Below are 20525 nucleotides of genomic sequence, written 5' to 3'. Positions count from 1 at the left end.
GCTCAGGCGGCTCAGGCGGCTCAGGCGATCAGGCGATCAGGCGATCAGGATTTGCGGCCCATGGGCGGTGATCGCCCTGCCGAGCGCCTTCTCCGGCGCCAGTTCGGTGACCAGATAACGGGCCGATTCGATGCCGTTGATGCGCACCGGCGTCACGCGCCCGAACTTCGAGTGGTCGGCGACAACCACCACAGTATCGGCAGCGGCAATCATGCGGCTGCGCACTTCGGCGGCCATGCGGCTGTAATCGGTCAGGTAGCCGTCCGGCGAAATGCCGCCCGCGCCGATAAAGGCGAAGTCGGCGTGGTACTGCGTCAACTGGTGGACCGTGTCGAGGCCGAAGGTGGCGTCTTCGATATCCGACAGTTCGCCGCCGAGCAGCGTGACGCGATTGTCGTTGCGACGGCCGAGCAGCAGCGCGATACGCCAGTCGTTCGTATAGACCGACAGGCGATGCCGGTCGAGCAAGGCTCGCGCCACCGCCTGGGTGGTACTGCCCGAATCGATGATTAGCGAGGCGCCGTCCGGCACGAACTCGGCCGCGCGCTCGCCGATCGCCCGCTTGGCGCCGGCATTGGCGGCTTCGCGCGTATCGAGGTCGGGCTCGCGCCGGTCGCTCGACAGCGCGCCGCCGTGGGTCGTGACAAGCAGACCGCGCCCGGCCAGTGCATTCAGATCGCGGCGGATCGTCTCGCGCGACACGTTCAGTTCGCGCACCAGTTCAGCAACCGAGAGCGCGCCGGTTTTGGCGACTTGCGCCAGGATGTATTGGTGACGTTGTTCTGCGAGCATCTATTGAGGGCCGGAAGCCGGCACGCTTGGGTTTCGCCACGGGTGGAAGGCCGGCGTATTGTATTACGCGCGGCGCGGGGATGCTCCCCCTTGCGCGCTTACCTGCTAACCTGACTGGTCTCGCCGCGCGCCGACACCTGTCGGTGCCGCATAGCAGTCCGTCAACCGAACGACCGATGCCGCCACTGTTTCGCCGCTTACTGCTGTTGTTCCACGCGTTGCGTTACGGCGCGCGCCTGATCTGGCTTGCCGCGCCGGCCGGGCACAAACTCCACTGGATGATCGAGCTGATCGGCCGCGTGCATGCGTCCGGCGGCGGCGGCGAACGCCTGCACGGCGTGCTGCCGGCGCTCGGACCGCTCGCCAGCCGCTTCGCGCAGACTCTGGCTGAACGGCCCGAACTCGCCACCGGCACGCTGCACGACGCCATCGACGCGATCGATCATCTCGAAGCCCCGCTGCCGCCCGACGAATCCGAACGAGCGCTGGCACGCGCATTCGGCCGGCCGCTCGCCACCCTCTTCAGCGCGGTCGATCTGGTGCCGGTACGCAGCGGCTTTGCCGAACAGACCCACTTCGCGCGGCTTCTCGTGCCGGTCAACGGCCATAGCGAGGTGGCCATCAAGCTGGTGCGCGCCGATCAGTTGCAACAGATCGGCGACGAACTCGCGCTGCTGCGCTGGGTTGCGCGCTGGCTGGAGAAGCTGTCCGGTTCGGCCCGCCGCCTGCAACTGCGTGCGCTGGCGCAAAGCTTCACCGACGACATCCAGCGCCGCTTCGATCTGCGCGCCGAAGCCGCCAATCTGAGCCAGACGGGTCATCACTTCGACGGCGACAAGCGCGTCGTCGTGCCGACCGTGATCTGGGACCTGTGCACCAATCACACGCTGACCATGCAGCGCGTCAGCACCTTGCCCGCCAGCGACCTGCCCGGCCTGCACGCGCATCACATCAAGCTCGCGCCGCTGGCCGCCCATATCGTCGAGGTAGTGACTGAACAGGCATTCGAGCATGGCTTCTTTCATGCCACGCTCGATGCACGCCGGGTGCGTGTGAGCATCGAAGCGGACACGCTCGGACGTCTCGTGCTCGCGGAGTTTTCGATCATGTCGAGTCTGTCGACCGGCGAGCGCGAATTCTTCGTGCATGGCGCCACCGCGCTGTTCAACCAGGACTACGGCCGGCTTGCCGAACTGCATCGAGAAGCCGGGCACGTACCGCACGACACGCGCGCCGAAATGCTCGAAGCCGAGTTGCGCACACGAGCTGAGGCGCACTTCGCCGCCGAGCCGGAAGACCGGTCGGCGGGTTCGCTGCTTCATCATTTGCTACACGCGGTGCAGCCGTTCGACGGCGCCGTGTCCGGCCGGCTTGCCACCGCACAACGCTCGTTCCAGCAGGCGGAGATGCTGGCGCGCGCGCTGCATCCGGGCGTCGATACGTGGAATGTCGCGCGCGGTGTGCTGACGGAGATTGCCCGTCGCGACGTGGACCACCGCGGCTGGATCAAACGCATCTCCCGCGAACTGCCGCATCTGGCCCATATGCTGCCGCGCATGCCGCAACTGGCCGTGCGCTACCTGCAGCACGAACACGATCGCACCCGCACTCCGCAGCAAAATGCCCAACTGTTGCAGGACATCGGCCGCGAATATCGGCGTACGCGTGTGCTGCTGTGGGCATGCGTGGTTTGCGGCAGCTTGCTCGGCGCGGGAACCGTATTGTTGATGTGGTGACATTGCAGCGGCAGCGGTAGCGGTGGACCTGCCGGCGCATGGTCGGGGCAATCCGCCACTGAGCCTCGTCCCGTGATTGCAGCTTCGAACAAGACGCGCCTCGCGTGACGCGGCAAGATGGCGGTTTTTTACGTCACCTCTCTCCGATGCTTGTTTCCGCAATCGCCGCCTTATTCGTCGTGTTGTGGTCGACCGGTTTCGTGGTCGCCCGGGCGATCACCCCTTATGCCGATCCCAATCTGTTCCTGCTTGCGCGCTTTGGCGGCACCGCGCTGATATTCGCGCTTGCCGCGTTCGCCGCACGCGCCGCGTGGCCGACTGGACGGGATCTCGGCAAGCATCTGCTGGCGGGCGCGCTGCTGCAAGGCGTCTACCTCGGCGCGGGTTACTGGGCCGTCGCGCAGGGCTTGAGCGCCGGTGTGATGGCTTTGCTCGGCGCGCTGCAGCCGCTCGCAACGGCTGCCGTCGCAGCGCCACTGTTTGGCGAGCGCCTGTCGCGGCGCGGCTGGGCCGGCATGGCGCTGGGACTCGTCGGCGTCGTGCTGGTCCTCGAACCGAAACTCGCCGCAGCTGCGCCGGCCACCCCGCATGGCGACGCGCCGCCCTGGCTGGTCGTGCTCATCTCGATCGTCGCAGTCGGCGCAATCACAGCCGGCACGTTGTTTCAGAAGACTTCGCTGGCGAAGGCCGACATCCGCAGTGCGAGTGCCGTGCAGAATTTCGGCGCGGCGGTGGTTGCGGCGATTCTTGCGCTGGCGCTCGGCGAGCATCGCTGGATTGCATCGGCTACTTTGTGGGGGTCGCTTGCGTGGGGCATCGTCATGCTGTCGGGAATCAGCGTCACCTTACTGGTGTGGATGGTCAGGCGCGGCGACGCGGCGCGCGCCACCGCCCTGATGTTTCTCGCGCCGCCGCTCGCCGCGCTCGAAGGGTATGTCGGCTTCGGCGAAACACTGCTACCGGTACAGATCGCCGGATTCGGGGTGGCGTTGGTGGGCGTGCTGCTGGCGCGTTCGTGAAGGTTCGAGCGGCACGCCCGCGGCTCAATCCGCCGTGTCGGCGCCGGCCGGCACTTTTGCGCGTACCTTGCTGCCCGGCGCCGGAGCCCAGCCCGGACGGCTCTTGCGCTCCGAATCCACCACGACGATGTAGCGCCCCGCCCATGGCGTCACCTGGCGGTCGCTCTTCAACACCCACAGCGATTTGCCGGACTCGACCAGCGCGGCATATTCGGCGTCGAGAATGCCGTAGTGGTCGATAAAGGCATTGAGCGACGCGGGAATCCTCACGCAGCCCTTCGAATGGCGAATACCGAGTAGCGGCTCGAGCCGGTCCGGGTCGGTGGCATGCATCTGGAAACGCATCTGCGACATGCCGCCCTTGCCCCAGCCCCGCTCGCCCTGGGCCCAACCCAGGTCGAAGATTCGCATGTCGCGCTTGCCGTAGCCGCGGATGCGGTTCTCGTTCAGCGTGCCTTCCGAGCGGAAATCCATGTTTGACGGCGTATGCTCGAACACGCCGAGCGGCGTGATGAAGTGGTCGTACTCGCCCGGCCGGCCCGTTGAGACCGGCGACGCGCCGATCATTTGCCAGCTATCCGCCGGGGTGGCCCGGAAATAGATGAACAGCGCCTGAACGTTGGCATTGCGGTCCACCATCACGACATACTCACCCGACAGATTGCCGAGCGTGTGCTCGTTCAATGCCGTTTGCAGGCGCTCGGCGTAGGCGCGCTGCTCAGCAGCCGGCACTTTCAACCGGCGTGTTACGTCTTGCGCGAATACCTCCCGCAGCAGCAACGCCCGACGCGGATCAACCACGCCGCCCGCGTCGGGCGCGGCGACGGCCGACGCGTCAACAGCGGGTGCCGGGCGCTTCGCCGCCACGGATGCCGGTGCCCGGGCGGATGCCGCGCCTGAAGCGGAAACTGAAGCGGAAACTGAAGCGGAAACTGAGCCGGCAACTGAGGCCGTACCCGACGCCGCGAGAGCGACGCTACATGACAGCGCGCAAAAAGCGGCGCCCAACGTACGCGTCAAATAGCGCACGGAAAGAACTGCGCGCGCGAAACGCGGCACAGAGAGTAAATCCGACATACACACCATTAGAGTTAGACGATCTGCCGATGTGGAAGTGCTACGGTCCGTTGCAGACTGGCCAGGCCGATTGGGGTAGTTCATCGCGTATTTGAGCAAACCTGATTATTATTGACTGCTCGCCGGCTCATGCGGCGCTCGGAACCAGGATGTTACTAAGCACACCGGCACCTGTCGATGAAGAATGGGCCGATTCATCAATATCACTGTATTGACCGTCAATATTCAGCAATTCGCGTAGCGGTTTAAAAGCTGCGTAATGTAAATTTAACGCCGATATTCGCGATTTAACCGCGAGACCGATTTGTCACACCATGCCCGCACGGCCGTGACGTGCGCGGGTGATGACTTGTGCAATCCGCGCGAGCGTCCATCGTCGACACTCGCGCTATCGTATACCGAGGAAAGAGGACTATGACGCAACACGATTCAGGCGCACGCCAGGCAAGTATCGCAGCGGAAATGCACGTTGCTGCCGAATTCGACGCCGCACAGGAAATCGAGCGCCGGGTCGCCTTTCTGGCGAACTATTTGCGCACCAGCGGCCTGAAAACCTACGTGCTCGGCATTAGCGGCGGCGTCGATTCGACAACTTCCGGGCGGCTGGCACAACTCGCGGTCGAACGGCTGCGGGCCGAGCATTATGACGCGCGCTTCATCGCGATCCGTTTGCCGTACGGCGTGCAGAAAGACGAGGCCGACGCGCAGCAGGCCTTGAATTTCATTCGCGCGGATGAAAATCTCACCATCGATATCAAACCCGCCGCCGACGCAATGCTCGCCGCGCTGGATACCAGCGGCCTGCGATTCAACGACGACGCCCAACAGGATTTTATCCACGGCAATATCAAGGCGCGGCAGCGAATGATCGCGCAATATGCGGTGGCCGGCGCGCGTGCCGGCGTGGTGATCGGCACGGATCACGCGGCTGAGTCGGTGATGGGATTTTTCACGAAGTTCGGTGACGGCGGCGCCGATGTGTTGCCGCTCACCGGGCTGAACAAGCGCCGAGTGCGGGCACTCTCCAAAGCGTTGGGCGCGCCGGAAGCGCTCGCGCACAAGGTGCCGACCGCCGACCTCGAAATGTTGCGCCCACTACGGCCGGACGAGGACGCATATGGCATCCCGTACGACGATATCGACGACTTTCTGGAAGGCAAACCGGTAAGCGCCGCCGCGCGCGAGACGATCCTGCGTTTCTACGATGTCACGCGGCACAAGCGGGCGTTGCCCTACACGCCATTCGATTGGCCGGTGAAGACAGGCGGGGAATGACAGACGCGATGTAAAAAACGGCTGTGCGGCGAGGATGCGCGTTAAAAATGCGCCAGTCGCAGCGCATTCTCTTCACCTGGAGCCGTTCGAAGCGTTTGAAGCGTTCAGTAAGCGCGGCGCAGTGGCGACAGGTTCAGTGCGCAGGCGGCGACGTGTCGTCGCTGAACAGATCCGCACTCGCCTCGAGTGCGAGGCCACCCAGATGCTTGCCGTGAATCTGCCGGGCAATTACATCGCCCACATACGGCACGTTCGCGTCCAGTTCGACAGTGGCGTAGGCGCCGGGTTTGCCGGCGTCGACCACCTCGACGCTTTTCGCGTAATGCCCGAGTTCACGTTTGAGGAACTCCTGCACTTCCTGCGCGCTACACGATTCCGCGATATTGCGCACGATCAGGTTCATGCCGCCTACCCTCGACGCGCGTTACGATCCGCGGCATGCACCCGCACCGGACGCAGCGCCGCGCGCTGTTTCGCCTGAGCCGCCGCGAGTTGGCGGATCAATGCAGCGCCGGCCGCGGCCAAAGCAGCCAATGACAGATAGAAGGCAATCATTTAAATCTCCCCTTCGAATTTCGTCCTGTTTTCAGGATAGCCACAATCGACGACAAAAGCGATGCGACACGATGTCGTAAAAAACGGACTTTAAAACGTCCGTTAATGCACTGTACCTGAATAAGCAGAGATAAAAGTAGCAAAACACATGTTCATTCAGTGGTGCAAGCCCGGTAAGCGCCAGTAGCGGACACTGGACGCAAAAACCGGGCCGCGACACGCATCGCCGCCGGCATCCTGCGGGGGACGTGTGCAAAGGGCGGGCTGGTCGTCGAGATCAGTCCGCCGCTTGCACGTTGGCCGCGCTCACCCACCATGCATTCTTGCCCTGCGGCACGTGAACCAGCACGGCGGAAGGATCGTCAACGCCATCGTCGGCGATTTCACACACCGCGAGGCCGTCCGGCAGGTGCTTCACCTCGCCCGCCGCCTGGAACAGCGCGACGCGCTGCGCGTTCAACGGCCGCAGTTGCCGGTACACGTCGAAACTGATGGCCGCGGGTACATCGCCGCGAATCTGCAGTGACTCAGCTTTGCCGCAGTGCGCGGGTTCTGCAGCGAACGCCGCGGCGCTGCCGGACAGACAGCCGAAAGCCAGCGCCAGTACGGTAAGGCGTGAGTAGGTCATGGTGATTCTCCGAGAATAAGTTGGGACAGCGCGCGGCTGATGGCACGACTGAATACGCCTGAATGAACGGAACTCGCGGAGGCAGACAACCTCATGGCGCGCTGTCGCGACCTTCGCTCCGGCCGTTGCTGTCGCCGGTCGCGACGTCGAGACGGCTCACGTCGCAAGACGTCTGGCTGAAGCCCGAGTAGATCACCGACCAGTTACCGACAATCGCCGCTTGCGCCTCCGCGAGACCCAGCTTCCCTTCGCAAACGCAACGTTTGAGCATGACCGCGGCGCGTGCCTTGCGACGCTCGCCCTGCGGGCCCGCCCACGGCAGGAGATCGAGATTGGCGGGGGCGTTCGGCGAGCCGCCAAGGACAACCGGCACGCGCCTGTCGAGTGCAAAGGCCGGGCCGTTGTCAGCCTCGATGCCGCGCGCGGCAAGCATGCGGTCCTTGTGAGCCATCAAATCGGCGAACGGCGGAGCGACCATGTCGGCGTAGCCGGGTCGGCAAATGGTTTCGCCGATTGACTCCTGCGTAACGCGCTCGTCGAGCATCCCCGCGTCCTGAGCCCATACCTGACTGGCGCGCAGTGCGAGGACGGCGGCACAGCCGAAGAGAATCGCAAAACGCACCTTGCGGGCGGGACGCGCGGCGCCGCACCGGCGCGTGAGCGCCGACAGAGTCGCCTGATATGTCCTGCTGGTTGCGTCGCTGTAAAGAGTGATGCAACGCCTGTCTGCAATGCCTGCGTTCATTCGTCGGCGCGCCGGGAGCGGCGCGCAATAGTTCAATTCGCAGACTAATTAAAACACATTCAATATTCGAGTGTGAAAAGGTGCACAGGCGCAACAGGGTAAAGAGGCGTGCCGTTGCGTTCGCAGCCGTCTGCCGACGCTGTCTTGCCGTGCACGAATACACGTTGATACACACTGCAAGACAGCGCCGAATCACCAGGCGAATACACCGCCTCCGCCTGCACACCGCTCACGCGCGGCGCCGGCGGCAAGCAAGGTCAACCAGGCCTCGCCACCCGAGCCTGCAAGGCACGGATCCGCCCGAGCGCCTGCGTATTGGACACGGTTGCGTCATACATTTTGGCGAGATCCGCTTTGAGCGCGGTACGCGACCCGCCGTCGAGATAGACCATATGCCCCGACGGATAAAAACGCGCCGCCAGATTCTGCCGCACCTGCTGACTGACCAGCGGCATTTGCTGCAGATCGATCACGGTCTGATAGAACGGCGTGACATAGTCGAAGAAACCATTCGCCGACAGCACCTTCAGATCGGGGTTCAGCGCCATCACGGCGGCCAGATCGCCGGCGGTGTACAGAATCACGTTGCCCTTCGCATCGAGCCCCTTCTGCGCGCCAGTCGGATCGATATGGCTGAAGTCCCAATACTGGAATGCCTGATCGTTGAGGTCCGTGAACGCCGAATTCGACGTGTACTTCAACTGCTCGTTCAGATACACGTTCCACATCGTCGTATAGACGCCGGTCACCGCCGTCATGGTCGGATCGTTGCCGCCCGAGTTCGGGTCGATCTTGCCGGCGATACCGGTATTGATCGCCGTCACACGCCCATCATATTCGCCGAGCGCGAGACCTTGCGCTTTCAGCAAGCTGGTCAGAAACAGCGAATTGCCGCGACTGTCGTACGACGCGATATCGAGGCTCCAGGCGAGCAGCGTAGTTTTGTCGATGCCGGTGTATTCGCTGAGCTTTTCGACGGTTGCGGAATCCGTAGTCGGGAATTTACGCAACGCTGCCAGATAGTCGGTGCGAGCGAATTGGGCGACTTCTTCGGCAAACGTGCCGAGGTCGGTCGGCCGCGGCGCGATGCCGAGTTTCTTGTGATACCACGCGTCCGCAGCGGCCGTGGGTAATACGCCGACCGGGTTGCCGGATTGCGTGTAATCGAGAATCGACGATTGCAGCGTGATGCCATTCAGATCGACACCGTCTTCATGCAGCCGGTAGGCCAGCACGCAACTGCGCGCCGTGCCGTAGGACTCGCCGAACAGATACTTCGGCGAATTCCAGCGATTGTTCTTGGTGAGAAAACGTTTGATGAACTGTTTGATCGAGTCCGCGTCCTGGTCGACGCCCCAGAAGGCCCGGTTCGTCTTCGGCGCGATGGCCGCCGAGTAGCCCGTGCCGACCGGATTGATGAACACGAGGTCGCTCTTGTCGAGCAGACTGTCCGGATTGTCTTCCATCGAATACGGCGCGGGCGGCGTAAAGCCCGGCATCGAGGTCTTGATGCGGCGCGGCGCGAATGAGCCAAGCAGCACGAACACCGAAGACGAACCCGGGCCGCCGTTGTAGAAGAACGTCACCGGGCGGGTCTCTTCCTTCTGGTTGTCCTGCGTGAACGCGACGTAGAACATTTTGGCCTCGGGCTGCGAACTGCTCGGGTCGACGATCACGAGGTGACCCACCGTCGCCGTGTAGTTGATCTTCTGGCCACCGATGGTCGTCGAATGATGCGTAATCGCGGCGGCTTCAGTGGTATCGGTGACCGAATCGTCCGGCCCGTTGCCATAAGCAACCGGATCGAAGAACGGCTGATCGGCTGTTTTGTGCGACGCGCCGGTGGCCGTTGCGGGCGAAGCGTGAGTGCTGTGTGACGACTGCGGACTAACGGAAGCTGACTCGGTGTTCGTCATGATCGCTCCATGGGTTCGTTAACCTCTTGATCTGTCTCGATGCGTCTCGATGCGACTTGAATTTTCTCGCTGTCTCTGTTTTTCCTGATGCGTCCTGGCTGCCCTGATGTCCCTGCTGTATCCAGCTTGGCCAGCGTCTCCTCAAGTCCCGCACCGTACTGCCAGCGGCCTGACCGCGGCGCACCGCGAAACCGACGCGGATAGCCGGTGAGCACCCGGGCCGATAATCCACCGGGCGCCATCCGCAACAATCCGCGAGTTTTCAGACTATAGTGCGGCCGCCACCTTCTGACCATTGGGGCTGCCAAGTCCCGTGCACGCATCCCAGCCCGGCGACGCGGCGAAGCTGCCGTTGTTGCCCTGAGTAATGTCATTGAGCGCGCCCGGCGCCTTGTAAAGCTTCGGGTTGATGAAACCCGCCGGCTGCCCTTTCGCCGCATTGATCCGCGCAATCAACGCCGCCCATAGCGGTGCCACCGCGCTGGTGCCGCCGACCACCGTCTGCGTGCCGTCGATCAGCACGCTATAGCCGGTGACGGGCGATGCATCGCCGGCCACGTCCGGCACGCCGCGCCCGCTGAGCGCCGTTTTGGCGCCGCGCGACGAAGTGGCCGACAAGCCCCGCTGCCACACGGGGACCGGAAACGCCCGGCTCACGCCGCCGCCGCTCGCGCCACCTTGCGCGCCGTCGTTCCACACCACCTCATGCGCAATCGAGGTGCCCGACGCGGTCAGGTTCGTGCCGCCGCATGCCAGCACGTAGGGGCTCGCGGCCGGAAAGTCGACCTGATCGCCGCCCGACCCGTCGCTCGAACCGCTATCGCCCGACGCCGCGCAAACGGTCACACCCAAAGCCGCCGCCGTTTGCAGCAGGTTGTTGAATGCCTGCAACGACTGGCTGGTCCAGCTCGACTCCGGGCCGCCCCAACTGATCGAGATGACCGAGGGTTTGTTGGTGGTGTCATGCACCGCGGTGCTCACCGCGTCGATGAAGCCGGCGTCGCTGTTCTGTGTGAAATAGACCGCGATCCTGGCGCCCGGCACGATCGCACCGACAATTTCGATGTCGAGCGTGACTTCGCCGTCGGGCCCGTTCGGGTCGCCGCTCGGCTGATTGCTGCCCTCGTCGACACCGACCGATGTCACCTTCGGTGAAGCCACGCCAAGGCTGGCAAAGTAACTCTTGAGGTCGGATGTGCTGTACCCGCCGCCGAGTTCGATAATGCCGACGCATTCCCCGCTGCCGTCGCCCTGCGGAAACTGATACAGCGAGGCGAGCTGCGGCGGCGTAAAGGAAACCTGATGCCCTTTAGCCGGTTGAAACGGCGGCCGGATGCGAAAGTGCGGCCGGGCCTGGGGCCGGTTATCGAGCCCGAGCACGGCTTGCACGATGCCATGCAGATCGTCCGGAACGCTGATCGTGCCGGTGCGGCCGCGGAACTGGCCCGCCGTGTGGTGCTCGTAATGTTCCAGCTTGACGCCGAACGCGGTCTGGAATTGAGCGATCGTGCCGCTCAGCAATACCTGGCGCGCCGCCGGATCTTCCCGCACCACCGTCAAGCCGTGTGCGACGGCAAAAGCTTTGACCTTGGCGATGTCGTCCGGCGCGGCGCCGTATTCTTTTGCAAACGCCTCACGCGAGAGCGGCTTGACGCCTGGGTCACCCGCTTCGATCCTGCTCATCAGTGCGTCGAACTGCGCCTGCCGCTGACGGCGCAGTATTACGAAAACTTCGATCCGTTCAGCCGGATTGCATTGCCCAACAACCGTCGAACCTTGCACTGCCGTTCGCTCGCTTCCCGGCAGAGGTTGTCTATTGACCATGGTGTCGATTCTCCTGTTAGCGTGACGGCGTGGGCCACAAGGCGGCCCCCGGGCACGGCACGCGTCTGCACGAATCCGCCGCATGGCGACCGGCAGCGGACCGCTGTTTCAAGGACTTCGCCAAACGTCCGACCTTTGCATTCGACCACAGTTCCGGCATCCGTGGCAGTTGTCCGAATGGCTAACGCCGGGCTGGATCAATGCGCATCGTGCGGCACCCGCGCTATGATGCTGAAGCGGCAATCCAGCCGTCGCAACGCCTCGCACGCCACGCGCGCGCACGATCGAAGAATCAGAGGAACCCATGTCAATTTCAATGTATCAAGCCTCATTGCCCGTGCTGGTGCGCGGCATGACTAACCTGCAAGTCATCCTCGGCAAGGCCGAGGCGCACGCTGCCGAGAAACAGATCGACCCGTCCGTGTTCCTGAGCGCCCGGCTCGCACCGGACATGCTGCCGCTGGTGCGCCAGGTCTATATCGTGAGCGACACGGCGAAGGGTTGCGCCGCGCGTCTCGCCGGCGTCGAAGCGCCGAAGTACGACGACGTCGAGCAGACTTTCGACGAACTCGATGCCCGCCTTCAAAAGACGATTGATTATCTGAAGGAATTCAACGCCGAACAGATCGACGGGTCGGAAGAACGTCCGGTCACGCTGAAAATGCGTAATGGCCCGATCGAGTTCACGGGCTTGTCATATCTGCTCGGTTTCGTGTTGCCGAATTTCTTTTTTCACGTCACCACGGCGTACGACATTCTGCGTCACAACGGTGTCGAACTTGGCAAGCTCGACTACCTGGGCGGCATCAGGTAACGCGGGCAGATCAGGTAACGCGGGCAGGTCGGCCATTGTGCGAACGCCGCGCGTCTTCCAGACAGGTCGCGCGCGGTCACGCGTCGGCAAAACAGGACCTACGTGGGGGCGCCGCAGGAACCGGGTCAAACACGCGGCTGGAAAGCGATGATCGCCATGCCGGCCAGGGTGAATGCCACGCCGGCCGCGTCCCACAGCGTTGGGCGCACTTTGTCGACGCACCATAGCCACGCAATCGCCACCGCCACGTACACGCCGCCGTAAGCCGCATACACACGGCCTGCGGCGGTGCCGTGCAGCGTCAGCAGCCAGGCGAACAGGGCCAGGCTTAGCACGCCGGGAACCAGCAGCCAGATGGAGCCACCCTCCTTCAGCCAACGCCACGGCAAATAGCACCCAACGATTTCGGCAACGGCGGTCACGGCATAAAGCAGAAAAGTTTTCATCGAACGGGTAGAAGCAAATAGTTGTGTTGCCGCGAGACGATGCGCGGCAGATTATCGACTTTTATAAACTTTATTAACACAACCATTTTGCGCACGGGCATGACGCGTGCGACGCGCCGCGCAGCAGATACCTGTTCGCTACCGGTCGTAAATATCGCGCCGTCCCGTATCGGCATCTACGTCGGCGTCGGCAATCCGGCAATCAATCAGTCCAGCGAGAGCCGCAACGCAAAGCCGATCAACGCCGCTGAGAAAGTCCAACGCTGCAGTGTCTGCGCGAGAGGATGAGCCCGCATCCAGTTGGCGATGCGCGCCGCGCCGATCGCATAGACGGCGTCGAAACATACGCCGATCGCGAGCAGCACCAAACCCAGCTCAACCATCTGCAGCGCAACCGGTCCGGCCTCAGGACGCACGAACTGCGGCAGGAGCACCGAGCAGAACAGCAGCGCTTTCGGGTTCAGCAGATTGGTCAGCAGGCCCTTTACGAAAGCGGCCCGCAACGGCTGCGATTCGCCACCCGCCACACCACCTTCAGGCAACGCGAATACGGGCGAGCGGAAAATCTGGACGCCGACCCACGCGAGATAAACCGCGCCGCCGTAGCGCACCACGTCATACAGCCAGGGCGCGCTGCGCAACAGTGCGGCCACCCCGCATGCCGATAGCGTGACGTGCGTTGCCCGCGCCACACCCAGCCCGCCGGCCGCCGCGAAGCCACTGCGCGCGCCACGTCCGATGCTGGTTTGCAGAATCAGCGCCATATCAGGTCCGGGAATCGCGTAGACGACGGCCAGCGCAGCGATATAGACGATCAGAAGGTGTGCGGAAATCATAGAAACCTCTTGTTTTAAGGGCTCTATCTTGCTATCACCGACGGAGAGTTTTCTGGCGAAATACAGAGGTGCAGGATGAAATTTTGGCGGAATGCGCTAACATCTGCGTCTCCAATCATGTTTTCCGCTAACGCACCGTAAATGGCCTAAAACCATGACACCTGAGCTCGACAAAACAGACCGCGCGATCCTCGCCGCGCTGCAGAACGACGGCCGCATGTCGAACGCGCGGCTGGCCGAGACGGTCGGCCTAAGTGAGACGCCTTGCGCGCGGCGCCTCAAGCGCCTCGAAAACGACGGTTATATCGACCAATACCGCGCGATGCTGTCGCGCGCCGCCCTCGGCCTCGGTGTGGTCGCGTTCGTCTACGTGCGTTTCGCCGTGCACGACCGCGCGGTGGCGACCCGTTTCGAGCGCGAGGTGCAGGCTATTCCGCGGATTCTGGCGTGCCACAACGTGTCGGGCAGCGCCGACTACATCTTGCAGGTGGTCGCGCGCGATCTCGACGACTACGGCACGTTCATGCGCGACGAGATGCGTAGCCTGCCGGGCGTGACGTCGGTGGAATCGGCCTTGTCGCTACGGGAAATCAAGGCTAACGGCGGCTTGCCGCTGTCCTGAACGCGGACGTGGCATAGTCACCCATTTGATACGGCGCGAGCCGACCAGACGAGCACGGAGTTCTCATGGATCACGAAAAGGCGAGAGCCGAAGAAACCGCCGCGATGGAGCGTGTATTGACCGCGACCAAACGGGTGCAGGCGGCGTTCGCGTCGCTGCAATCGCAATTCCCGCCAGCCGGCAGCGGCCAGCCTTCGCAGTTTGCGCTGCAAACCTTCGACGCCGCGCTGCAGGAGCTTGAAGACGCGCAGGCAGCATTCGACGAAATTCTCGGCGATCTGCTTGACGGCAATCGTTGAGTGACATAGCCGGTCTGTTCACTGCGTAGCTGCGGCGTAACACGCGGGCGATGGCCGTCTTCAGTTTCCGCTGGGACGGCCATCGCGTTATCTGGAGTCGCGAGGCGGACTTGACCGTTAGTTGCGTATTGAGGTTCGGGATACGAGAATCCCGCAAAGCCGGACCCACCCTCCCCAGCCCGATCAACTGCGTTGTAGTCGCGCTATACGATCTCGACGGTCACGCCCACGCCTGTGCGTCTGTCACGCCCGTTCCGTCGAAATTTCCGGCTCGCACACAATCGGAAAATTGACCGAGTTCGCGATGTAGCATTTCTGATGCGCCACATGATGCAAATGCTTCGCCAGTTCGAGATCGCCACCGGGCTGAATCACAACCTGCGGACGTAAAACGATCTGCGAAAAACGCCCCTGCTCCGGACTGTCGAGCATCGTACCCTCGGCATTGTCGCGATAACTCAGAACAACAACGCCCGCATCCGAGCAAAGATGTAGATACCAGAGCTTGTGGCAGGCGGACGCCGAGGCGACCAGCAGATCTTCCGGATTCCACCGCTTCGCGTCGCCCAAAAACGCTGGATCGGAAGATCCAGCAATGTCTGGCTTGTTCCCCGAGGCAATGATGTGATCCCGACCATACTCACGATATCCCGCAGTGCCGCTGCCGCGGTTGCCGGTCCATTGCACCGATACCGTGTACTTGTGCTCGCCGTGCGCCATGCCGCTCTCCTTTGCTGTTGAGCCGAAACTGAATTCGCAACACACGCATTTTATATGTGCACGGCCAATTTGGTATACCATTATTCCAGATGACAAGGACTCAACGCACATGGATCACAAACTGGATTCGACGGCCGACGCCATCGCCGTCTCACTGCGCGAACTGATCGCAGCCGGCGACCTGGAGGACGGCGCGCGGCTGGTCGAGCGCGAGCTCGCCGATCGATTCGGAGTGAGCCGGGTGCCGATGCGAGAGGCCATACAAAAGCTCGAGGGCGAGGGGCTGGTCGAGCTCATGCGCAATCGCGGCGCCGTCGTGCGAACCTTGACCCAGTCAGACCTGAACGAGATCTACAGCCTGCGAATGTTGCTTGAAGGAGACGCCATTTTCCATGCGGTCAAACGTATGGACAGTGAGACGCTATCGCGCGCCGAACTCGTTCACCGGCTTTTGGGAGACGCGGACACCGCACAAAAACAGGGCGAACTGAATCGCGAGTTTCATGAACTGCTATACCGCCCGTGCGCGAACGGGCGGCAGTTGAAAGCGATCCGCGAGTTGCGCGCCCAGGTTGAGCGTTACGAACGCCTGCAAAGCACCTTGCTCGCCGATACCGCTGCCTTCCAGGACGAGCATCTGAAGATTCTCGAAGCATGCGAGGCCGGGAACGCACGCCTCGCGCGATCGATGACGGTGGAACATCTCGCTTCGGCAAAGCGTGTCGTTCTGCAACTGGTTATGGCTGAATGATGGTTGAATGATGGTTGAGTAAGGGCTACTGTCCGAACGCTCTTCCTGTCACATTCGGCGCCCGGGGATTCGGGCTCATGTTCAGGCTGGTGCCGTTCGCCCGCATGTTGTTGAGCACGGGACCCGACCCCACGCCGCCGGTTCCTCCGATTGCCGGCGGACTGCCCGCCGTACCCAGTCCCGGCGTCGGGCTCGGGTTTGCTGAGCCCGTCCCCGGGTTCATGGTCTGCCCTGCACCATTGGCCCCACCGGCCTGCAAACCGCCCGTTCCATTCAACCCGTTCAACCCATTCGCCCCGTTGACGCCGAGGTTCGCCGACTGGGCATAAGCTACGCTCATCAGCCCCATCATCAACACCGACGTTAAAACACCCTTTGTCGCGATTTTCATAGCCCACTCCGTGATGCCATTGAATTACCCACCGAACGCCTCCCACTCGCCAACGACGCTCATGAAGAAGCCAGATCAAATAGTAAGACCGGCCGCCGGCCACCTTTGTTCATCGCTGAAACTTAAGAATTGACGGACGATCGGCGATAATCCACGGCCCTGTTTTCTCACCCGGCACCATAATGACCCAACGCGCCTTCGCCCCCTTTCAGGAACTGGCAGCGATCCTGTTGCCCCACGCGAACGACGATAACGGCGACGGCTCGCATGACACCTCGCACCTGCAGCGCGTCTGGAAAAACGCGGCCACCATCCACGCGGAAGAAGGTGGCGACGCACAGGTGCTGTTCGCGTCGACGCTGCTACATGACTGCGTCGCGGTAGAAAAGAATTCGCCGCTGCGCGCGCAGGCTTCGCGTCTGTCGGCAGAAAAGGCGGCGCGCGTTCTTGCATCGCTCGGCTGGCCGGAAGCGAAAGTTCAGGCCGCGGCGCACGCGGTCGAAGCACATAGTTTTTCGGCCGGCATCGCACCGACCACGCTGGAAGCAAAAACGCTGCAGGACGCCGACCGGCTCGACGCGATCGGCATGCTAGGTGTCGCGCGTTGCTTTTACGTGGCCGGCCGGATGGGCCGTGCCCTGTACGATCCCGCCGACCCGCACGCGACAGCGCGTCCCCTGGACGACACGGCGTACACGCTCGACCATTTCCACACGAAGCTGCTGAAACTGGCATCCGGTTTCCAGACGCCGACCGGCGCGCGTCTGGCCAGAATTCGCCACGATCGTCTGCAGCGTTTCCTCGACGAATTTACCGACGAGATCTGAGCACGCCCGCTTTTGTGGGCAAACCGGCAAGTCGGCAAATCGGCAAGCTGTACAAATGCTTACAAAGCAGCATGCGATCGGCGTACACCGCCCACGCTGCTGCCGCGTTATTGCAGGCATCTACCCGCGGAGCCCGCAATGAACACCAATCTCACACCTAGCAATCCGCAACGCAATCGCATTCATCCCCTGATCGCCGGCGCAGCGGTAGCCGTCATTCTTGCGAGCGCCACCGGCGTCGCGGCGATGACCGGTCTTCTGCCCACCTCGCACGCCGTCACCGAGCCCGCGCAGCCAGTCACCACGGCCGCGGCGCAGGTGGCCAGCGCTCCGGTTGCCGTGCCCCAGCCGTCCGCGCTTCAGCAAACGGCCCAGCGACCGGTTCAGCAAACCGTCCAGCAGACCGCGCCGGCTCATCCGCGCGTCCATCACACGCACAGCGCACCCACCGGGGACGCCCCAAGGTACGCAAACAATCAGGGCTACCAGGCACCGTATCAGGCCGCGCCGGCAAGACCGCTTGCCGATCCTTATGCGGGTGAAGTCGTCGCCATCAATACGGTTCAGGCGCCTGAGCCCACTACCGGCCTCGGCGCACTGGGTGGCGCGGTCGCGGGCGGCCTCGTCGGCAATCAGATCGGCGGTGGACGCGGCAAGATTCTCACCACCATTGCGGGTGTGGTCGGCGGCGGCCTGGCCGGCAACGGCATCGAGCACGCCGTGCGCAAGCAGACCACCTATCAGGTCCAGGTGCGCATGCAGGACGGCAGCTATCGCAACTTCAGCTACCCGACTCAGCCGGACGTTCAGATCGGCGAGCGGGTTCACGTATCCGGCGATTCGCTGACGGCTTCGTGAGGTCGTGCAGCCGGTATTGCACCGGCTGCCTGTCAGCAAGAATGTGAGGAAACGTCGTGCGCGTTATGATCAACCGTTAGTCCAGAACGGCTGATCGCGCACGATGGAGCACGCCTACATCCACCTCTTGCATCTGCTTGCCGGCCATCCGGCATGGACTCTCACGGTCATCTGCCTTGCCGCCTTTCTGGAGGCCATTGCCGTCATCGGCACCTTTGTTCCGGGCAGTACGGCCATGTTCCTCGCCGGCGCGCTGGTCGGCACCGGGTCGCTGAGCCTTGGCTGGGCTTTGCTGTCGGCGATCGCCGGCGCCATCGCCGGGGACGGCATCAGCTTCTGGATCGGCAAGCGCTATAAGGCCAGAATCGTCCAGCTCTGGCCGTTCCGCACTCATCCCCAGGTACTCGACGCCGGCCACCGCTTCTTTCAGAAACACGGTGCCAAAAGCGTCGTGTTCGCCCGCTTCATAGGACCATTGCGGGCGATCGTGCCGGTGGTGGCAGGCATGCTGGGCATGACGCCGACGCGCTTCTACGCGATGAATGTGCTGTCGGCGCTGTTATGGGCTCCCGCACACATCCTGCCGGGCGTGGTTTTCGGCGCCTCGGTGCTGCTCGCCGGCGCGGTGTCGTTCCGGCTCGTCGTCGTCATCGTGTTACTGGTGGGCATCGTCTGGCTGAGCTTTCGCGCGATGGGTTTCCTGCTTTCGCATGCCAGTGCGTGGTCGAGCGCGGCGGGCCGCTATCTGGGCAGTTGGGCTTGCCGCCACCCCGGGCCTTTCGGCCGGCTCGCGCGGCGGCTGCTGGACCCCGAGCAGCCGGACGCCAGCAGCATCGTAGTGACGTCGCTGATCGTGCTGGCGTCGGGCGCACTGTTCTTTGGCGTCCTCGAAGACGTCATCAGCGGCGACCCGCTGGTCGGCGTCGATCTTTCCGTCTATCACTTCCTGCAATCGGTGCGCACGCCATGGAGCGACACCGTCCTTGCGGGGCTCGCCACGCTCGGCAGCGTCTTCACGCTGACTGCACTGGTCGTGACGGTGGTGCTGTGGATGCTGGTGGAACGGCGCTGGCGCACCATCGGTTACTGGCTCGCCGCAGTCGTGTTTTCGCAATTGCTGATCTTCGCGCTGCAGTTCGCCATGCACCGCGCGCCGCCCAACGAACTGCTGTCCGACGCCTACGTGTTTCCGAGCAACCATGTTGCCGCGACGGTGATCGTCTACGGGTTCCTCGCGTTTCTGCTGGCGCGACGGGTCGGCATGCTCGAAGGCCTGCTCGTGACGACCGTGAGTACGGTCGTCGTGTTCGTGGTCGCGTTGGCGGGCCTTTACTTCGGCAGGTACTGGGTTTCCGATGCGATCGGCGGCGCCGCGCTTGCGTACATCTGGGTGGCCATCGTCGCACTGACGGCGATGTTGCGTCACCCGGAGGTGCCGCCCTCACGCGGCCTCATGCCGCTCGTGGTTCTGGTGGTGATGCTGGTGAGCGTGGGCGTGCAACTGGGCGTCAATCCGCCGGCGCCGCCGCCGGACAATGCGCAGCGCCCGCCGCCCGTGCTCGTCACGCAAGCGCAGTGGACGGGCTCGCTATGGAAGATGCTGCCATGCTATCGCTCCGACATGGGCGGCGACCGCAAGGAACCGCTCACGCTGCAATGGGTGTCGAACCTCGATTCGATCAAAGGACAATTGCGCGCGCAGGGATGGATTGAGGGTACCGACGTGTCCGCGCATAGCCTTCTCTCGCTCGCCTCGCCGAACGTCGCCGCGGTATCGCTGCCGGTCTTGCCGAAGCTGAACAACGGCGTGCCTTCGTCGCTGGTTTTCATGCGTCCCGGCAACGCGCGCGACGAACGCGACGTCCTGCGCTTCTGGCCGACCGGCTATGCCGTGGATAACGGTGCGTCGAGCGCCCCGCTATGGGTCGGGGCTTTCGCGCACGAAAGGCTCTCCCGGGCATCGTGGCCGCTCAACATTCTGCGGGTCGACAGGGAAGTGTCGTCATTCAACGCTCCCGCAAAAGCGAGCGCCGGACTTGGCGCGGCGCTTGTGGCCAGAGTGAGTTGCCACGGTGTGCCGGTGTCGCTGCTGGCCTCTCCGGTGGAATGAGCCGCGTTATGCCGATGAACTCGCACGCCAGACAAGGCGCGCATCACATCCGCATGACGATGCCGGATTGAATCGATATGCATCGTAGTCCTCACATCGACGGTCTCATCGCGGCCAGAAAAATTTCGCCTGTGAGCCTCATGCAGGAGAGCAGGCGTGCCTTAATGGCATCGACTGCCGGTGCATGATCGAAAGCGCTCCGATTCACACCGATTGCCACCGATTCCCACCGATTCCAATTGCCAGCCCAATCGTCACCACCTAAACTGCAACCCAGCTAGCCG

Annotated in this window: 22 protein-coding genes; 10 read left to right on the top strand and 12 right to left on the bottom strand. The window is 63.1% G+C overall.

Translation table 11 applies throughout. From position 1 onward, the window contains the following. Positions 1–36 precede the first annotated feature (36 nt). Positions 37–792, bottom strand: a complete 756-nt coding sequence (locus HWX91_RS36060) for a DeoR/GlpR family DNA-binding transcription regulator (RefSeq protein WP_025647690.1) — start codon at positions 790–792, stop codon at positions 37–39. 176 nt (positions 793–968) lie between these two features. On the opposite strand from HWX91_RS36060, the gene HWX91_RS36055 reads away from it, so the two are divergent. Beyond that, positions 969–2528 carry an ABC1 kinase family protein gene (locus HWX91_RS36055; protein WP_028199975.1) on the top strand — a complete coding sequence of 520 codons (1560 nt, stop codon included), beginning with the start codon at positions 969–971 and terminating at the stop codon, positions 2526–2528. A 146-nt stretch (positions 2529–2674) separates the two neighbouring features. Continuing rightward, a complete protein-coding gene (locus HWX91_RS36050; RefSeq protein ID WP_028199976.1) occupies positions 2675–3547 on the top strand; it encodes a DMT family transporter in 873 nt (290 codons plus the stop codon). A gap of 24 nt (positions 3548–3571) precedes the next feature. Here HWX91_RS36050 and HWX91_RS36045 read toward each other — a convergent pair whose 3' ends face one another. Then, the gene (locus tag HWX91_RS36045; protein WP_028199977.1) at positions 3572–4624 is read right to left on the bottom strand and encodes a L,D-transpeptidase; all 1053 of its coding nucleotides are present in this window, start codon (positions 4622–4624) and stop codon (positions 3572–3574) included. A 414-nt stretch (positions 4625–5038) separates the two neighbouring features. On the opposite strand from HWX91_RS36045, the gene nadE reads away from it, so the two are divergent. After that, a complete protein-coding gene (gene nadE, locus HWX91_RS36040; RefSeq protein ID WP_028199978.1) occupies positions 5039–5899 on the top strand; it encodes an ammonia-dependent NAD(+) synthetase in 861 nt (286 codons plus the stop codon). Positions 5900–6032: 133 nt separating this feature from the next. Here the strand turns inward: nadE and HWX91_RS36035 are convergent, their stop codons facing one another. From HWX91_RS36035 to HWX91_RS36010, 6 genes are all read right to left on the bottom strand, one after another. Beyond that, positions 6033–6302 (bottom strand): hypothetical protein, encoded by a 270-nt coding sequence (locus HWX91_RS36035; protein ID WP_025647699.1) that lies wholly within the window; start codon positions 6300–6302, stop codon positions 6033–6035. 5 nt (positions 6303–6307) lie between these two features. Next, positions 6308–6454 (bottom strand): hypothetical protein, encoded by a 147-nt coding sequence (locus HWX91_RS36030; RefSeq protein WP_167346800.1) that lies wholly within the window; start codon positions 6452–6454, stop codon positions 6308–6310. 277 nt (positions 6455–6731) lie between these two features. Next, positions 6732–7082: a hypothetical protein gene (locus HWX91_RS36025; RefSeq protein WP_025647701.1), complete on the bottom strand. Its 351-nt coding sequence runs from the start codon at positions 7080–7082 to the stop codon at positions 6732–6734. Positions 7083–7173: 91 nt separating this feature from the next. Beyond that, complete coding sequence (locus HWX91_RS36020; RefSeq protein ID WP_025647706.1) at positions 7174–7827, bottom strand: hypothetical protein; 654 nt, start codon at positions 7825–7827, stop codon at positions 7174–7176. A 257-nt stretch (positions 7828–8084) separates the two neighbouring features. Continuing rightward, positions 8085–9743 (bottom strand): S10 family peptidase, encoded by a 1659-nt coding sequence (locus tag HWX91_RS36015; RefSeq protein ID WP_025647710.1) that lies wholly within the window; start codon positions 9741–9743, stop codon positions 8085–8087. 267 nt (positions 9744–10010) lie between these two features. Then, the gene (locus HWX91_RS36010; RefSeq protein ID WP_028199979.1) at positions 10011–11567 is read right to left on the bottom strand and encodes a S53 family peptidase; all 1557 of its coding nucleotides are present in this window, start codon (positions 11565–11567) and stop codon (positions 10011–10013) included. Between the two features lie 304 nt (positions 11568–11871). Between HWX91_RS36010 and HWX91_RS36005 the strand changes: the two genes are divergently transcribed. Then, positions 11872–12381 (top strand): DUF1993 domain-containing protein, encoded by a 510-nt coding sequence (locus tag HWX91_RS36005; protein ID WP_025647714.1) that lies wholly within the window; start codon positions 11872–11874, stop codon positions 12379–12381. A 125-nt stretch (positions 12382–12506) separates the two neighbouring features. Here HWX91_RS36005 and HWX91_RS36000 read toward each other — a convergent pair whose 3' ends face one another. Beyond that, positions 12507–12827 carry a YnfA family protein gene (locus tag HWX91_RS36000; RefSeq protein ID WP_025647716.1) on the bottom strand — a complete coding sequence of 107 codons (321 nt, stop codon included), beginning with the start codon at positions 12825–12827 and terminating at the stop codon, positions 12507–12509. 206 nt (positions 12828–13033) lie between these two features. Continuing rightward, positions 13034–13663 carry a LysE family translocator gene (locus tag HWX91_RS35995; RefSeq protein ID WP_028199980.1) on the bottom strand — a complete coding sequence of 210 codons (630 nt, stop codon included), beginning with the start codon at positions 13661–13663 and terminating at the stop codon, positions 13034–13036. A gap of 154 nt (positions 13664–13817) precedes the next feature. Between HWX91_RS35995 and HWX91_RS35990 the strand changes: the two genes are divergently transcribed. Next, positions 13818–14285 carry an Lrp/AsnC family transcriptional regulator gene (locus HWX91_RS35990; RefSeq protein WP_028199981.1) on the top strand — a complete coding sequence of 156 codons (468 nt, stop codon included), beginning with the start codon at positions 13818–13820 and terminating at the stop codon, positions 14283–14285. 65 nt (positions 14286–14350) lie between these two features. Next, positions 14351–14584: a hypothetical protein gene (locus tag HWX91_RS35985; RefSeq protein ID WP_028199982.1), complete on the top strand. Its 234-nt coding sequence runs from the start codon at positions 14351–14353 to the stop codon at positions 14582–14584. Positions 14585–14827: 243 nt separating this feature from the next. On the opposite strand, the gene HWX91_RS35980 is transcribed toward HWX91_RS35985, so the two are convergent. After that, a complete protein-coding gene (locus HWX91_RS35980; protein ID WP_028199983.1) occupies positions 14828–15304 on the bottom strand; it encodes an OsmC family protein in 477 nt (158 codons plus the stop codon). On the opposite strand from HWX91_RS35980, the gene HWX91_RS35975 reads away from it, so the two are divergent. Continuing rightward, positions 15303–16055: a GntR family transcriptional regulator gene (locus HWX91_RS35975; protein WP_244144182.1), complete on the top strand. Its 753-nt coding sequence runs from the start codon at positions 15303–15305 to the stop codon at positions 16053–16055. The two genes, HWX91_RS35980 and HWX91_RS35975, sit on opposite strands and share 2 nt — an antisense overlap. A gap of 25 nt (positions 16056–16080) precedes the next feature. On the opposite strand, the gene HWX91_RS35970 is transcribed toward HWX91_RS35975, so the two are convergent. Then, on the bottom strand, positions 16081–16446 hold the full coding sequence (locus HWX91_RS35970) for a hypothetical protein (RefSeq protein ID WP_028199985.1): 366 nt from the start codon (positions 16444–16446) through the stop codon (positions 16081–16083). A 182-nt stretch (positions 16447–16628) separates the two neighbouring features. On the opposite strand from HWX91_RS35970, the gene HWX91_RS35965 reads away from it, so the two are divergent. The 3 genes from HWX91_RS35965 (at position 16629) to HWX91_RS35955 (ending at position 20241) form a co-directional block, all read left to right on the top strand. Beyond that, entirely contained in the window at positions 16629–17273 is a 645-nt protein-coding gene (locus HWX91_RS35965; RefSeq protein WP_028199986.1) for an HD domain-containing protein, read from the top strand. Positions 17274–17411: 138 nt separating this feature from the next. Further along, positions 17412–18131, top strand: coding sequence for a ribonuclease E domain-containing protein (locus HWX91_RS35960; protein ID WP_028199987.1), 720 nt, complete (start codon positions 17412–17414; stop codon positions 18129–18131). A gap of 103 nt (positions 18132–18234) precedes the next feature. Further along, entirely contained in the window at positions 18235–20241 is a 2007-nt protein-coding gene (locus HWX91_RS35955) for a bifunctional DedA family/phosphatase PAP2 family protein (protein ID WP_028199988.1), read from the top strand. Positions 20242–20525: the final 284 nt, after the last annotated feature.

This window comes from Paraburkholderia fungorum (genome assembly GCF_902833645.1).
GTDB lineage: Bacteria > Pseudomonadota > Gammaproteobacteria > Burkholderiales > Burkholderiaceae > Paraburkholderia > Paraburkholderia fungorum.
Note: the sequence above shows the minus strand (reverse complement) of the source record. Positions and strands in the feature narration are given on the sequence as shown.